The sequence below is a fragment of the Clostridium sp. genome, assembly GCF_036781005.1.
Lineage (GTDB): Bacteria > Bacillota > Clostridia > Clostridiales > Clostridiaceae > Clostridium_B.
This window is the reverse complement of record NZ_DAIQBT010000050.1, coordinates 1-14,104: the sequence shown is the minus strand read 5'-3', so window position 1 is coordinate 14,104 and position 14,104 is coordinate 1. Positions and strand designations below refer to the sequence as shown.

Annotated in this window: 13 protein-coding genes and 1 pseudogene; 9 read left to right on the top strand and 5 right to left on the bottom strand. The window is 30.7% G+C overall.

Annotated elements, in window-relative coordinates; translation table 11 throughout:
* The first annotated feature begins 235 nt into the window (after nt 1-235).
* Entirely contained in the window at nt 236-808 is a 573-nt protein-coding gene (locus V7Q02_RS14580; protein WP_333861807.1) for a class I SAM-dependent methyltransferase, read from the top strand.
* 64 nt (nt 809-872) lie between these two features.
* On the opposite strand, the gene V7Q02_RS14575 is transcribed toward V7Q02_RS14580, so the two are convergent.
* Nucleotides 873-1,046, bottom strand: a complete 174-nt coding sequence (locus tag V7Q02_RS14575; RefSeq protein WP_333861806.1) for a hypothetical protein — start codon at nt 1,044-1,046, stop codon at nt 873-875.
* Between the two features lies 1 nt (nt 1,047).
* Nucleotides 1,048-2,022 carry an SDH family Clp fold serine proteinase gene (locus tag V7Q02_RS14570; RefSeq protein ID WP_333861805.1) on the bottom strand — a complete coding sequence of 325 codons (975 nt, stop codon included), beginning with the start codon at nt 2,020-2,022 and terminating at the stop codon, nt 1,048-1,050.
* A gap of 182 nt (nt 2,023-2,204) precedes the next feature.
* On the opposite strand from V7Q02_RS14570, the gene V7Q02_RS14565 reads away from it, so the two are divergent.
* The 3 genes from V7Q02_RS14565 (at nt 2,205) to V7Q02_RS14555 (ending at nt 5,574) form a co-directional block, all read left to right on the top strand.
* Nucleotides 2,205-2,846, top strand: coding sequence for an Hsp20/alpha crystallin family protein (locus V7Q02_RS14565; RefSeq protein WP_333861804.1), 642 nt, complete (start codon nt 2,205-2,207; stop codon nt 2,844-2,846).
* 153 nt (nt 2,847-2,999) lie between these two features.
* On the top strand, nt 3,000-4,481 hold the full coding sequence (locus tag V7Q02_RS14560; protein ID WP_333861808.1) for a spore germination protein: 1,482 nt from the start codon (nt 3,000-3,002) through the stop codon (nt 4,479-4,481).
* Entirely contained in the window at nt 4,465-5,574 is a 1,110-nt protein-coding gene (locus tag V7Q02_RS14555; protein WP_333861802.1) for a GerAB/ArcD/ProY family transporter, read from the top strand. Before V7Q02_RS14560 ends, V7Q02_RS14555 begins: the two co-directional genes overlap by 17 nt.
* Before the next feature lie 80 nt (nt 5,575-5,654).
* Here V7Q02_RS14555 and V7Q02_RS14550 read toward each other — a convergent pair whose 3' ends face one another.
* On the bottom strand, nt 5,655-6,827 hold the full coding sequence (locus tag V7Q02_RS14550; protein WP_333861801.1) for an iron-containing alcohol dehydrogenase: 1,173 nt from the start codon (nt 6,825-6,827) through the stop codon (nt 5,655-5,657).
* A 228-nt stretch (nt 6,828-7,055) separates the two neighbouring features.
* Between V7Q02_RS14550 and V7Q02_RS14545 the strand changes: the two genes are divergently transcribed.
* From V7Q02_RS14545 to V7Q02_RS15985, 3 genes and pseudogenes are all read left to right on the top strand, one after another.
* Nucleotides 7,056-9,251 (top strand): DNA topoisomerase III, encoded by a 2,196-nt coding sequence (locus tag V7Q02_RS14545; RefSeq protein WP_333861800.1) that lies wholly within the window; start codon nt 7,056-7,058, stop codon nt 9,249-9,251.
* 75 nt (nt 9,252-9,326) lie between these two features.
* Nucleotides 9,327-9,506, top strand: a complete 180-nt coding sequence (locus V7Q02_RS14540; RefSeq protein WP_333861799.1) for an iron-containing alcohol dehydrogenase — start codon at nt 9,327-9,329, stop codon at nt 9,504-9,506.
* Nucleotides 9,507-9,522: 16 nt separating this feature from the next.
* Nucleotides 9,523-10,031, top strand: a pseudogene (locus tag V7Q02_RS15985) (hypothetical protein).
* Nucleotides 10,032-10,079: 48 nt separating this feature from the next.
* Here the strand turns inward: V7Q02_RS15985 and V7Q02_RS14525 are convergent.
* Both V7Q02_RS14525 and V7Q02_RS14520 read right to left on the bottom strand, forming a co-directional pair.
* Nucleotides 10,080-10,835: a response regulator transcription factor gene (locus tag V7Q02_RS14525; protein ID WP_333861794.1), complete on the bottom strand. Its 756-nt coding sequence runs from the start codon at nt 10,833-10,835 to the stop codon at nt 10,080-10,082.
* 60 nt (nt 10,836-10,895) lie between these two features.
* Nucleotides 10,896-12,107 (bottom strand): sensor histidine kinase, encoded by a 1,212-nt coding sequence (locus V7Q02_RS14520; RefSeq protein ID WP_333861793.1) that lies wholly within the window; start codon nt 12,105-12,107, stop codon nt 10,896-10,898.
* Between the two features lie 249 nt (nt 12,108-12,356).
* On the opposite strand from V7Q02_RS14520, the gene pduA reads away from it, so the two are divergent.
* Complete coding sequence (gene pduA, locus V7Q02_RS14515; RefSeq protein ID WP_012101449.1) at nt 12,357-12,635, top strand: propanediol utilization microcompartment protein PduA; 279 nt, start codon at nt 12,357-12,359, stop codon at nt 12,633-12,635.
* 27 nt (nt 12,636-12,662) lie between these two features.
* On the top strand, nt 12,663-13,562 hold the full coding sequence (gene pduB, locus V7Q02_RS14510) for a propanediol utilization microcompartment protein PduB (RefSeq protein WP_333861790.1): 900 nt from the start codon (nt 12,663-12,665) through the stop codon (nt 13,560-13,562).
* Nucleotides 13,563-14,104 lie beyond the last annotated feature (542 nt).

Genomic DNA, 14,104 nt, shown 5'->3' with positions numbered 1-14,104 from the left:
TAATTTTATATAATATAAATAGTACTTTCTTATATTATTATAATATGCAGTTTCAGGGACTATCTTTTTAGGAAAGAAAGTAGTTGGTACGATAATAAGGTGTAGATTTTTATAGAAAATTGGCTGGATATTTTGTTTTAGAAATCTTTAAGAATTTTTTTAAGTAGTTTTTTAAATATGTGTATAAAGACTATGAAAATTTTAAAGTACAATTTATGATATGGAGTTAACAATTATGAATAAAAATTATTTTACAAATGCAGTTAATATTGCTAGAGACATATGTATGAAAAAGCTGAAAGAAGGGGATATTGCAGTAGATGCTACCATGGGAAATGGAAATGATACTGTGTTCTTAGCAGAACTTGTAGGACAATCAGGGAAGGTATATGGTTTTGATATACAAGAGGATGCTATTAAAAGTACACAAAAAAAGATAATTGATAAGAATCTTTTTAAATATGTAAAGCTTATAAATGACGGACACGAAAATATGGATAATTATATAAGTCAAAAAGTAAAGCTTGTTATTTTTAATTTAGGATATTTACCTAAAGGAAAACACTATATCACAACTAATGCGGATACTACGCTGATAGCACTTAAAAAGGCATTGAATTTAATTGATAAAAACGGAGTGGTGATTTTGGTGGTATATTATGGACATGAGCAGGGGAAATATGAAAAAATATCTTTAGAAAAATATTCCCGAAAATTAGATCAAAGAAAATACAATGTAGTTAAAATGGATTTTATCAATCAAATAAATAGTCCTCCAATGCTTATGGTAATCGAAAAAAGACATTGAAAAACCAGCAAGGAATAATTATTGCTGGTTTCATATATAATGAGTTTGATTTATTTATTTTTCATTATCTGTTAGGTTTTATTCTGCTAATATTAAATTCACCACTTATTTCATTATCATCATATTCTATATGTGTTTCTAAATTATTATTGGATATCTTATAATTTGAGGAAACACATCCTGAGTTGTTGTATATATTTCTAAATTGCTTTAATTGTTTGTTAGATTTTAAATTCATATCATATCCTCCTCCAGGCTTGATTTACAATATTTACATTCGAATATCCATTCATATTATTTTCTCCCATATTATGAATTGCTCCATCAAAAATGTATCCGTAGCTTATGTCATCTGATTCAATAATTCCTGAGCAAACAGAAAAATTGCCTAATGAATCCGCCACTTCATCAGGAGAGAATGGAGTATTAAAAGAAAAATCTTTTTCATAGGCTTCGTAAAGATTCCATAATTTTTTTTCCAATTCATTGGAACAGTTTTTTATGGGAAGTTTAATTATATTTTTGGCTTCCCGTCTTGTTATCATATAACTATGGGATTGAAGCTTTTCGGTTAAAATATTTACAATTTCATTTATCTTGTATTCATCATTGTAATTCATATGCATAAGGAGAAGTTCTTTTGCAACAGTTCTTATAAGTGCATGACTTCTGAATATACTTCCAACGGCTAAGGGATGAATATGTTCTGTTAAATTGGTAAAAACCTTGATTAGGGTTTCATCAGTTTTTAGACCTATTACATCTTTAGCAATGGAGAAGAAAGAATACACATCTTCTACATTAATAGGAAGTTTCATGTTATTGGTATCTTCAGGATTGAAAACGCTAGTTATGTTGGGGTCCACAGGACTTAGTTCCCCCATTTTGGTCATAACTATTTCAGAAGCACCAAGGCATATTAGAGTACCTGCGCTGTAGGCTTTGTAAGGGACTAATACTGAAAATCTACTGCAATATTCATATATGAGTTCCACTAAACGAAGAGATGTTAGTACATCCCCTCCTTTGGTAAAAATAAATAGATCTATTTTATCTGTTCTTCCTGAATGTTCAAGGAGTTTATGAAAAATCGGAATAATATCAGGAGCTACTCTTATGTTTACATTTTGTCTATCGCCGCAGAAATAGCATATCACCTTAGAATTACGTTCTTTTGATATATCTCTAATCAATTTATATCTGGTTTCATTCATTTTAATCACATCCCAAAATTGAAAATTAAGATTTAGTTAAGATTATTGTTTGAATTTGGACTTATATATATTCAGAGTAATATAAGTTTATTTTTAAATATCTAAAAAATTTTCGAATAAATTTTCCTTTAATATACAATAATAAGTATTGTAAAAAATAAAAACTTAGGAGGTACATTATTATGCAAATTAATACTAATGCTTTAGAACAACAGGGAGCTAGCATACAACAGTTGAGGTTTGTGCCAATATCTTCAAATGTTTCTTGTATGGGTACTACTGTTAATTATGGAATTGGAACACATTCAGGAACGGGAATAAGTGCTTTTTCCGGTAATTCTCAGCCTATGTCTGGATGGACTATTAATCCACAGATGGGGTATATAAATGCTTCTCAAATTACTAATACTACACCTTGCGTTTCAGCCTCTCAATTTGGTCAAATGGGAAGTGGAAATTTCAACGGTATAACCTATAATACTCAAATTCCTATGGGAAGGAATCTTATGATTCAGCCTACTATAGATATTTCAGAAACATCAAGTGATATTATGGTATCTGCTTATGTATCCAATTCTGCAATAAATGATTTGAAACTTAATGTTACAGATGATTCATTAACAATATCAGGTACTTTGTTAAATGGGTCTAATCAATTTGTATTAAATAGAACAATTCCGCTTTCAACAAGTGTAAGAGCAGAAGCGGTGGAAGCTACACTGCAAAGTGGAGTTGTTGAAATTCGACTTCCAAAGACAGAAAAATTTAATAGAGCATCCCATACATTAGGAAAAGACGCAGGGAATACAATTATAAATAAATAATAATTGCGTTAAAAAAGGGTGATTTTAAACTGCTGACAAATATGTTTGTCAGCAGTTTTTTTGTGTATGGAGTCAGCAGTTAATTCTAGGCTTTGGATAAATATTTTTTACAGATTAGGGGAAAATATTTATTATACAGATTGGGGTGATAAAATGGATAATCGGGAATATGACATAAATCACAATATTGAAAATATAAGAAATTTATTAGGTGAACAAAGTGAGCTGGTAGTAAGGAATTTACTTATAGGAAAAAATAATTGTATAGAAGCTGCCATTATTTATATAAATGGTCTCATAAATAAAGATGTGATAGATAGAGATATATTAAATCCATTAATGTTACATGTGAAAGAAGATTTTATAGGAAAAAAAGAAATAGAGGATTATATACAAAAAAGATATATATCCGCTAGTGATTCTTCTATTGAGAAAGATATAAACAGTGTTGTAACTAGTATTAAAAGGGGAAAAACTGTGTTGATAATTGAAAATTGCTGTAATTTTATTGTAATAAATACTACGGGAGGAAATTATAGAACCATATCTGAACCGGAAAATGATCCTTCCTTAAGAGGTCCAAGAGAAGGTTTTGTGGAGAACCTGGAAACTAATATAAGTATATTACGGCGAAAAATAAAAGACGAAAATTTAACAATGGAGAAATTTACATTAGGAAGAAGATCTCAGACAGATTTAGTAATTATGTATATAGATGATATAGTAGATAAAGAGTTTCTTAAGAGAATGAAAGATAAGATAAATAAAATAGATATAGACATTATTCCAGCAAATAGTAGTATTGAACAGTGTATAGAAGAACATCCCTATAGTATTTTACCTCAAACCAGTGGTTCTGAAAGACCTGATGTAATAGAAGCAGCTTTGATGGAAGGGAAAATAGCTTTTTTACTAGAGGGTACACCTTATGTTACAACTTATCCTTCCATATTTATAGAATTTTTTCAAACTATAGAAGATTATTATGGAAGAACGATACAAACATGGTTTACCAGGGCATTAAGACTTATAGCTGTATTTATAGTGATATCTGCTCCTGGAATATACATAACATTGGTTAAATTTAATCCAGAACTTATTCCTGCTGAATATATTAAATCCCTCATAGAAACCAGACAAGGGATAGTATTGACGCCCTTTATGTCTTTATTTGCTATGCAGTTGACTATAGAGTTTTTAAGGGAAGGTGGACTTAGGATGCCAGGCAAAATAGGTCAGACAATTAGTGTAGTAGGAGGTATTATAATAGGGGATGCTGCAATTAAATCAAAAGTTATAAGTTCACCTACTTTACTTGTGGCAGGAATTACTACAGTAGCCTCTTTTGTAATATCTAATTATCAAATGTCTATCGCCATAAGAGCTTTGAATTATCCCATGCTTATATTGTCAAATTGGCTTGGGGTGCTCGGTATAGTTATAGGATGGTTTTCCATATTGGTCTATCTTTGCTGTTTAGAGAATTTTGGAGTACCATATATGGCATTTTATAAAAGTGATATGAAAGATACATTTATAAGGACACCTATATGGAAGATGAATAAAAGACCTAAGGCTATCCCTAATAACGATTCTACCAGACAAAGCAACTTTGGGAATGAAAAAAATGTATAAGTTAAAGGATACTTTCCTAACCCCCAGTCAATTTAAATTTACATTAAAATCAGCTATGATAGGCATTGAGATAATGTATATACCTAACAGCGTTATAAAATTTGCAAGACAGGACAGTTGGATTAGCTGTATATTAGGGTCAGTATATCCCTTATATATATTACTTATAGCAAATTATTTATGTAAAAGTTCTTATAAGGAAGATATATTGGAATTAAGCAAAAAATGTTTTGGAAATATTTTAGGCAGTATTTTAAATTTTATTTTTATATCTTATTTTTTATTTATGATTACATCTGAATTTTCAGGGTATATTCAGGTGTTTAAAATATATGCTACCGGATTTTTGAAGAATTATCAGATGCTATTTACTATATTGATTCCTATAACCTATATTGTTTATAATGGTATAAAACCTCTAGGAAGATTAAATGAGGTAGGCTTTTACATAACTATAATTTTACTTGTTATTCCCATAGGAATTTTAGCTTATGGAACTTTATTGAACTTTATGCCTGTATTTGATAATAGTATAAGTAACATATTAAAAGGTTCATTAGAAACGTTTTTTCCTTTTTCTGGTATGGAAGTTATACTTCTTATATATCCTTTTTTGAAGGATAACAAAAGTTTATTAAAAAGTGGACTAAAAGCAGTAGGTATTGTGGCCTTTATCTATGTATGGACAATTTTTGCAACCATTTATTATTTAGGTATAGAGATTTCTCCTAAATACCTATGGCCTGTTTTAACTTTAGCTGATAGTATACATATACCCATTGTAAACAGTTTTAGATTTGTATTTTTATCTTTGTGGTCCTTAGTGCAATTTAAATGTATGGCTACTTATTATTTTTCAGTTTCCTATGGGTTAAGTAAATCTATAAAAAAAATACATTATGAAATATTTACATTGTTACTATATCCTATAATAATCATTATAACTAGTTTGTATGGAAATCCTACAAGAAGGAGAATTTACACAGATGGACTTATAAAAATATATGTAATTTTTAATCTTGTATATATTTCCATAATAGCTCTTTTGATTCGTTTTAAAAAAAGTAAAAAAGGGTTAAAAGAGGAAAATTGAAAAACTCCCGATATACAATTTTGTTTGTAAATTCGAGAGTTTCTTATTATTTAATTCCTGCCAAATTTTTAGTAGAATATTCACATGGCAATTTTAAAAATATTAAGTACGTCTTCCACTGTTGCCTGCCTTGGATTTGTAAAGATAGCTATATCTTTTACAGCATTATTTGAGAGAAATTGCAAGTCCTCTTCTTTTACTCCCATGTCTTTTAAGGTTAGGGGAATGCACAATTCCTTAGACAAAGCTTGGAGTTTATATTTAATTTTGCATAGAGCCTCTTTTGGATTTAAAGCAGTTTCTCCCATTGCCCTGCATAGAGTAAAAATTTTTTCTTCAGGTATGGAGGAAGAATTAAATTCAATTACATAAGGTAGGATCACCGTGTTACAAATTCCATGAATCTGTTGATAAAAACCACCTATTTGATGAGTCATTGCATGAACAAGTCCCAAGCCTGCATTGTTAAATGCAAATCCTGCCATTATATTGGCATACATCATCTGTTCTCTGGCCTCTAAATCATTTCCGTTGTCATAAGCTCTCTTTATATAGGTAAATACCAGTTTTAGGGCAGATATGGCTAGAGCATCTGTAGTAGGAAAGGCTTCAGTAGAAACAAAGGATTCTATGGCATGAGTAGCTGCGTCCATTCCTGAACTGATAGTTACATCAGGAGGCATGGATGGCATAAATATAGGATCATTTACGGATATTATAGGCATCATTTTAGGATCGCCTATATCTATCTTTAATTTTCTGCTTTCATCTGTTAAGATTACAAAATTTGATATCTCTGACGCAGAGCCAGAAGTAGTATTAATGGCTATAAGTGGCAAGCTGGGTTTTTTCATTTTTTTATATCCTTCATAATCTGAAATTGAGCCACCGTTAGTTGCAACTATTGCTATGCCTTTTGCACAATCGTGACAAGTACCGCCGCCTATGGAGATAATAAAATGGTAGTTTCTCTTTAATAGATTCAAACTTTTTTTTAAATATGTTAAACCGTCTTCCACAAAGGAAATTGTGGAATTTGGATGTAGTACACCATCAAATATGTCATAGGAAATAAATAAGTGTCTCAATATCTTTTCAACCATTTCCACGTAACCCAGACTTATTATGTTTTTATCTGTAACTATTAGGGCCTTACTCAGTTTATGGGGCATCAAGTAGTTTGGCAGATTTTTTAGTACACCTGTTCCAATAAGATTAACTGATGGACATAAAAAATTGTGAGTATTTTCCAAGATTTATCCCTCCCATACTCAAAAATATTAAGTGGATAGATAATTTTATTTGAATTTGTAAATAATTTGATAAATTTAATATGTACCTAGTATGTACTATAGTTAATAGAATTATTCTGGCAAATGGCATAAATAAATATCTAAGTATAAAGTGAATGTGGTATACTAATGTAAAAAAGTATTTTAATATGTTATAAATAAACTTAATAAGAATGAAAGGAAATGAATATGAGTAAGATATTAGTATTAGCCGAAAAACCATCTGTAGGAAGAGATTTAGCAAAAGTACTTCATTGTAATAAAAAGAACACAGGTTATATAGAAGGAGATAAATATGTTGTAACCTGGGCATTAGGTCATTTAGTAACTTTAGCAGATCCTGAAGCTTATGATGAGAAATATAAAAAATGGGTATTAGAAGATCTTCCAATGCTGCCTGATAAATTGAAACTTGTAGTTATAAAGCAAAGTGGAAGGCAATTTAATGTAGTAAAATCCCAGATGAACAGAAAAGATGTAGGAGAAATAATAGTTGCTACAGATTCGGGAAGAGAAGGAGAATTAGTAGCCAGATGGATAATAGAGAAAGCTAGAGTGAAAAAAACGGTTAAGAGATTATGGATATCTTCTCAAACAGATAAAGCTATAAAAGAAGGGTTTTCAAATTTAAAGAGTTCTTCAAAATATGATAATTTGTATAAGGCGGCAAGATGCAGAGCAGAGGCAGATTGGGTGGTGGGGCTGAATGTAACACGTGCACTGACCTGTAAATATAATGCCCAGCTCACGGCGGGAAGGGTTCAATCAGCAACACTTGCTATGATAGTTCACCGTGAAGAGGAGATAAAAAATTTCAAAGCTAAAGATTATTTTGTAATTAATGCAAAGACCAAGAAATTTACATTAATGTGGAAGGACAAAAATAATAATAGCAGTATTTATGAAGAAAATAAAGTAAATAAAATTTTATCTCTTACCAAGGGAAAAGTAGCTAATATAATTGATGTTAAAGAAAGTTATAAAAAACAGTATGCTCCTTCACTTTATGATTTAACAGAATTACAAAGGGATGCAAATAGGATTTTTGGATACTCTGCCAAACATACCCTTTCTATAATGCAGAGATTATATGAAAATTATAAAATTTTAACTTATCCAAGGACAGATTCCAAATACATTTCCACAGATATAGTGGGTACATTAAAAGAGCGTTTAAGTGCAATTTCTGTGGGCAGCTATAAAATATATGCAAACGAGTTATTGAAAACCAAGATAAATGTTCATAAAGGTTTTGTAGATAATAGCAAGGTAAGTGATCACCATGCCATAATTCCCACAGAAGAAACAGTAAAGTTGTCACTTTTAAGTAGCGAAGAAAAAAATATTTATGACTTGGTAGTAAAGAGGTTTTTAGCTGTTATGTTACCTCCTTTTGAATATGTGCAAACTAGTATAATGGTGGATATTAATGGAGAAAATTTTACAGCAAGAGGTAAAGTTGTACGGTCAAAAGGGTGGAAAAAAGTATATGATATTGGAAACCGGATAATTGAAGATGATGAAAGTGAAAATCAGGTATTACCTGAATTAAAAAAAGGTGATAATATAGATGTAATATCAATTGAAGTTAATAAATTAAAAACTAAACCTCCAGCAAGATTTAATGAAGGAACTTTGTTATCGGCCATGGAAAAGCCACAGAAATATATAGCCATAGATAAACTACATGCAAAGACCCTTGGGGAAACAGGTGGTATAGGAACGGTGGCTACAAGAGCTGATATTATAGAAAAACTCTTTAATATGTTTTATATAGAGAAGAATGGCAAGGATATAATTCCGACTTCAAAAGGAAAACAACTTATAGAATTAGTACCAAAGGATCTTAAATCTCCTCTTTTGACGGCCAAATGGGAGATGGATTTGGAACTTATTAGTAAGGGGAAAAAGGATCCTAAAGTTTTCATAAATAATATGAGAGAATACGCTGGAATATTAGTTAAAAATATTAAGGAAAGCAGTAATAAATTTAAACATGATAATATTACAGGGAAAAAATGTCCTCTTTGTGGAAAGTATATGCTTGAAGTTAAAGGCAAACAGGGAAAAATGCTGGTATGTCAGGATAGGGAGTGCGGACATAGAGAAAATTTGGCTAGACTAACTAATGCCAGGTGTCCGGAGTGTCATAAAAAGTTGGAGCTTAGAGGAGAGGGAGAAGGGCGAATTTATGTATGTCCACACTGTAGTTTTAGAGAAAAATTTTCTTCATTTAATAAAAGATTTAAAGAAAATGAGGGTAAACTGAATAAAAAAGATGTATCAAGATATATGAAAAAAATGAAAGAAGAAAACAGGTCCAATATAAATTCATCATTAGCTGAAGCATTGGCTAATATCAAATTTAAATCAAGTGATTCTTAGCTTCAGGTAGAGTTTGGTATAATTATCTTTATCTGCTTTCATTAATAGTATGGTGTATTTAGCACTTAAAATGTATTGTCCGTAGGGGGAGAAAGTGCAGCAGATACAGCAAAAGCTATTGCCATAGGAGTACCTTATGAGGGAGATGTATGGGATTTTTTCCTTGGGAAGGCAAAGGTTAAGGAAGCTCTGCCTGTAGGAGTTATAATAACATTATCTGCTACAGGAACAGAATCAAGTAATTTTTACAGATAGGCTTTGCGAAGCTGCTATGAAAACTATTATAAATAATGTGAAAATAGTGCTTAAAGAACCTGAAAATTATGATGCCAGGGCGGAAATTATGTGGACTGGTACCATAGCTCATAATGATCTGTTAAGCACAGGCAGAATAGGGGATTGGGCTTCTCACAAAATTAAGCATGAATTAAGCGGACAGAATGTATTGCCCATGGAGCAGGTCTAGCCATTGTATTTCCAGCATGGATGAAATATGTCTATATCCATGATGTTAACAGATTTGTTCAGTTTGCTGTGAGGGTATGGAATGTAGAACTTGTGTATGCTTCTTATGAAAATATAGCATTAGAAGGTATAAAGAGAACAAGAGAATTTTTCCTAAAAATTGGATTGCCAGTGACATTGAAAGAAGGAAATATAGATGAGAGTAAAATTGAAGAAATGGCAGATAAATGTACAGAAAATGGAGCACAAACAGTTGGGCAATTTGTAAGATTGAATAAAGAGGATGTTATAAACATGTTAAATTTAGCTAAATAAGAAATAAATAGCACAAGAACTATTATCTAGTTCTTGTGCTAGAATTTTCTATACTTTGCTGTAACTGCTTATCTTGAATTTATAAGGGGATAGGTGTTCATTTTTAAAAAATACTTTACTGAAATAGGCAGCATCTATATATCCTACTTCTAAAGCTATTTGTGTTATGGATTTATCTGTATTAAGCAGTAGTTTTTTTGCTTTTTCCAATCTTAGTTTTGTGATGTATTGGGTAAATGTAATACCCATTTTTTGCTTAAAATATCTGCTAAGATATTGAGGATTCAAGTGAACGTAATTAGCCACTGAATTAAGATTTATCTTGCGATTGAAATTATTATCTATATATTTTAAAATGATTTTTATGGTGTCTTCATATATATTTTTGGAATTTATATCGGTCATTTTTAAATTATCATGTTTTTCTGTAGTCTCTATAGATTGTATAACTTTGTTTAGAGCAATTTTTAAGTCATTAGTTCTTACTGGTTTTATCATATAATTAACCACACCGTATTTTATGGCTTTCTGAGCATAATCAAATTTTTCATAAGCTGTCAAAATAATGGTTTTTACATTAGGCAAAAATTGTATTATCTCTTTTTGGGCTTCAAGGCCATTTTTTTCTGGCATCTTTATGTCCATTAGAATTATATCTGGTTTATAGATTTTTGCATTAAGTACCACTTCATTTCCATTTTTGCAATCTTTTTTTATATCAATATTATAAAAATCTCTCTGTAATATTATTCTTAAAGCTTTTCTCTCCAAGGGTTCATCATCTGCTATAAGAAGTTTATACATAGTTAATTATCCTCCTTAACTAGTTAAAGTATGGTATAAATGTACTGTATATGCAGTTATCTAGGGTGTCATAATTCTAGGTAAACATATATCTACTTTTGTACCCAAATTAGGTTTGCTATCTATTTTTATACCATAATTATTTCCAAAGTAATGATGTAGTTTATCATTTGTATTTTTTATACCTATACCAAATTGCTTAGGTATATTATCTGAATTATTGAGTAAATTTAATATACTGGGATCAATCCCTTTCCCGTTATCAGATACTTCGATTATAATATCTTTTGAGGGTGTTAAGGTGCCTTTAATGGAAACTTCACCTCCCTCTAATTTTTCTTCCAGACCATGTATTAATGCATTTTCTACTATGGGTTGAATAGTCATAGTAGGAATTCTGCATTCAAGAATTTTTTCATCTACATCAATATGGTATCTAATTCTATCACTGTATCTTAGGGCTTGAATATATAAATATCTTTCTATATATTCCATTTCAGTTTTTAGCTTAGGAAATTCTTCAGAATTTCTAAGGCTATATCTTAGGATATCAGAAAGAGTATATATTAAGTCTTCTGTTTTAGGAGCATTTTCTATTAATGCTATTCTAGCTATGGTATTTAAAGTATTAAATAAAAAATGTGGGTTGGTCTGTGCTTGTATAGTTTGTAATTTCATTTTTTTAGTTTGCTGCTCCAGTTTTGTCTTTTCTTGACTTTCTTTTAATAACTTTTTCTGAGTAATTTTATGCATACCAATTTCTGCTATATAATTTGCCATAAAGTCATGAAATTCTACACAGTTATGAAGGTAATCGCTTTCAACTAATTGGATAGAATCGGTCACTTCTTGCAGCTTTTTCATAGGTATTTTATAATTTTCGGACAACTTTTTTAGATTAATAGAATCTTTTGTCTGGTGATCCTTTATTAACACTTGTCCACCTAAAATCGCACCTAAGTAATAATTATCTATAATGATAGGGGTTGCGGAATCCATAAGACCAGTATGGCATGTATATACTTTTGGGTTTTTATCCTTCATAGCTGAAAAGCCTGCTTGAGAATGACATAATTTACAATTTTTATTTCCTTCTGGGAAAGAGCCCATAAGGGAACAAAAAGGAGTAAAATTGGTTTCTTTACAGACAGGAATACCATTGGTATCTACTATAATTGTAGGAAATTTGACTAACTTTGTCAATCTATTTTGTATTTTTTGTATATTTTCTACATCAATGATATCTTTTAAATCAATATTTTGTAAACTCATCTTATGCTTTTTACCTCCTACATTTTAGTGTTGTAAATATTCTAAAATTCTAGTATAATTGATTTGTAACAAATTAATTGTTTAGTTTGATATTTACTTTTTCATATCAAAAAAATACAATAATTATATATATATATAATACAAAAGTCAGTCGAATTTGTCAAAAATTTTTTATGGATTTAGTAATAAAATTTAGACAAAATAAAAAATAAAACTAATAAAAAATAAAAATTATGGAGGTACTATTTTATGGGACAGGAAGCATTAGGAATGATCGAAACAAAAGGACTAGTGGGAGCTATTGAAGCTGCTGATTCAATGGTAAAGGCAGCAAATGTTGCACTTATCGGATATGAAAAAATAGGTTCAGGACTTGTAACCGTTATGGTAAGAGGAGATGTAGGAGCAGTAAAGGCTGCAACAGATGCAGGAGCTGCTTCAGCTAAAAGAGTAGGAGAAGTTATATCAGTACATGTTATTCCAAGACCTCATACAGATGTAGAAAAAATATTGCCTAACATTGGCTAATTAAAGCTTTAATGAGGGGAGTTATTTATGAATAATGAGTTAATAGAAAAGGTTTTAGGCGAAGTTAGAAAAAATTTAGATTTGGACAATTTTGATCAAAAAAAGTTAAATAAGGTCGTAGAATCAACTACCGAAAAACTGGCAGATTCAAAAAAAGAGGAAGTTGTAAAAGAAGCTAAACCAGAAGAGAGTAAACAAACAGCAGCAGAACAAAAGGCGGAGAATGTAGAAAAAGTTCCGTCAATGACAGAGTTTGTTGGAACAGCTGCAGGGGATACAGTAGGGTTGGTTATAGCTAATGTAGATAGCCTATTGCATAAGCATCTAGGTTTGGATAATACATGCCGGTCAATAGGTATAATAAGTGCTAGAGTAGGGGCACCTGCTCAAATGATGGCTGCAGATGATGCTGTTAAGGCTACAAATACAGAAGTTGCAACTATTGAATTGCCAAGGGATACAAAAGGTGGAGCAGGACACGGTATATTTATTGTTTTAAAAGCGGCAGATGTATCTGATGCTAGAAGGGCAGTGGAAGTTGCACTTAAGCAAACGGATAAATATTTAGGAAATGTTTATCTTTGTGATGCCGGTCATCTGGAAGTTCAATATACTGCAAGGGCGAGTTTAATATTTGAAAAAGCTTTTGGAGCTCCATCAGGACAAGCTTTTGGTATTATGCATGCAGCTCCAGCAGGAGTTGGGATGATAATAGCAGATACAGCATTAAAAACAGCCGATGTAGAACTAATTACTTATGGTAGTCCTACTAATGGTGTACTGTCATATACGAATGAAATTCTTATAACTATAAGTGGAGATTCAGGTGCTGTATTGCAATCTTTAACTGCTGCTAGAAAAGCTGGATTATCCATTTTAAGATTAATGGGACAAAATCCTGTTTCTATGTTTAAACCTACTTTTTAAAGACAAAGAACTATGTAAAGTTATGAATAAAATATCTTTGGCATAGTAGATTACTAGTGCGTGTAAAAGATATTTTGTGTGTTCTTTTTAAAGATGGTTTGTTAAAAGTGCTTGAAATTATATATTTCAACACCCAGTTACAGATATAGAATCAACAATTGGCTCTGTAAAAGTTGCAAATTAAGAGGTATAAAACAGGAGAAGACAGTATATAAGGTAAAATATCTATAGCTGAAGAAATAAATGATTTTCAAGGAATTGAAGCTGATGACTCAGAAAGATACTGTGTCAATTTGAAAAACTCCCCAGATTTCTTAAAAACAGTAGTTTAGCTAAAATCATTAAAATTGAACAGAAAAATACAGTTGCAACTTTAACTCAATTGATTTAATATAATTATATTATGTTTAACAGTGCAGTCCATATAAAGGATTACACCAGAATATTTTTAATACGAACTAAATTCAAAACAGATATTGGAAAGGGAGAATGAAATATGGAGATAATGGATAAAGACTTACAGTCAATACAGGAAGTAAGAA

Bases quoted from the DNA above. Each gene is read 5' to 3' on its own strand.
- V7Q02_RS14580 (WP_333861807.1), top strand. From the start codon at position 236: ATGAATAAAAATTATTTTACAAATGCAGTTAATATTGCTAGAGACATA.
- V7Q02_RS14575 (WP_333861806.1), bottom strand. From the start codon at position 1,046: ATGAATTTAAAATCTAACAAACAATTAAAGCAATTTAGAAATATATAC.
- V7Q02_RS14570 (WP_333861805.1), bottom strand. From the start codon at position 2,022: ATGAATGAAACCAGATATAAATTGATTAGAGATATATCAAAAGAACGT.
- V7Q02_RS14565 (WP_333861804.1), top strand. From the start codon at position 2,205: ATGCAAATTAATACTAATGCTTTAGAACAACAGGGAGCTAGCATACAA.
- V7Q02_RS14560 (WP_333861808.1), top strand. From the start codon at position 3,000: ATGGATAATCGGGAATATGACATAAATCACAATATTGAAAATATAAGA.
- V7Q02_RS14555 (WP_333861802.1), top strand. From the start codon at position 4,465: ATGAAAAAAATGTATAAGTTAAAGGATACTTTCCTAACCCCCAGTCAA.
- V7Q02_RS14545 (WP_333861800.1), top strand. From the start codon at position 7,056: ATGAGTAAGATATTAGTATTAGCCGAAAAACCATCTGTAGGAAGAGAT.
- V7Q02_RS14525 (WP_333861794.1), bottom strand. From the start codon at position 10,835: ATGTATAAACTTCTTATAGCAGATGATGAACCCTTGGAGAGAAAAGCT.
- V7Q02_RS14520 (WP_333861793.1), bottom strand. From the start codon at position 12,107: ATGAGTTTACAAAATATTGATTTAAAAGATATCATTGATGTAGAAAAT.
- pduA (WP_012101449.1), top strand. From the start codon at position 12,357: ATGGGACAGGAAGCATTAGGAATGATCGAAACAAAAGGACTAGTGGGA.
- pduB (WP_333861790.1), top strand. From the start codon at position 12,663: ATGAATAATGAGTTAATAGAAAAGGTTTTAGGCGAAGTTAGAAAAAAT.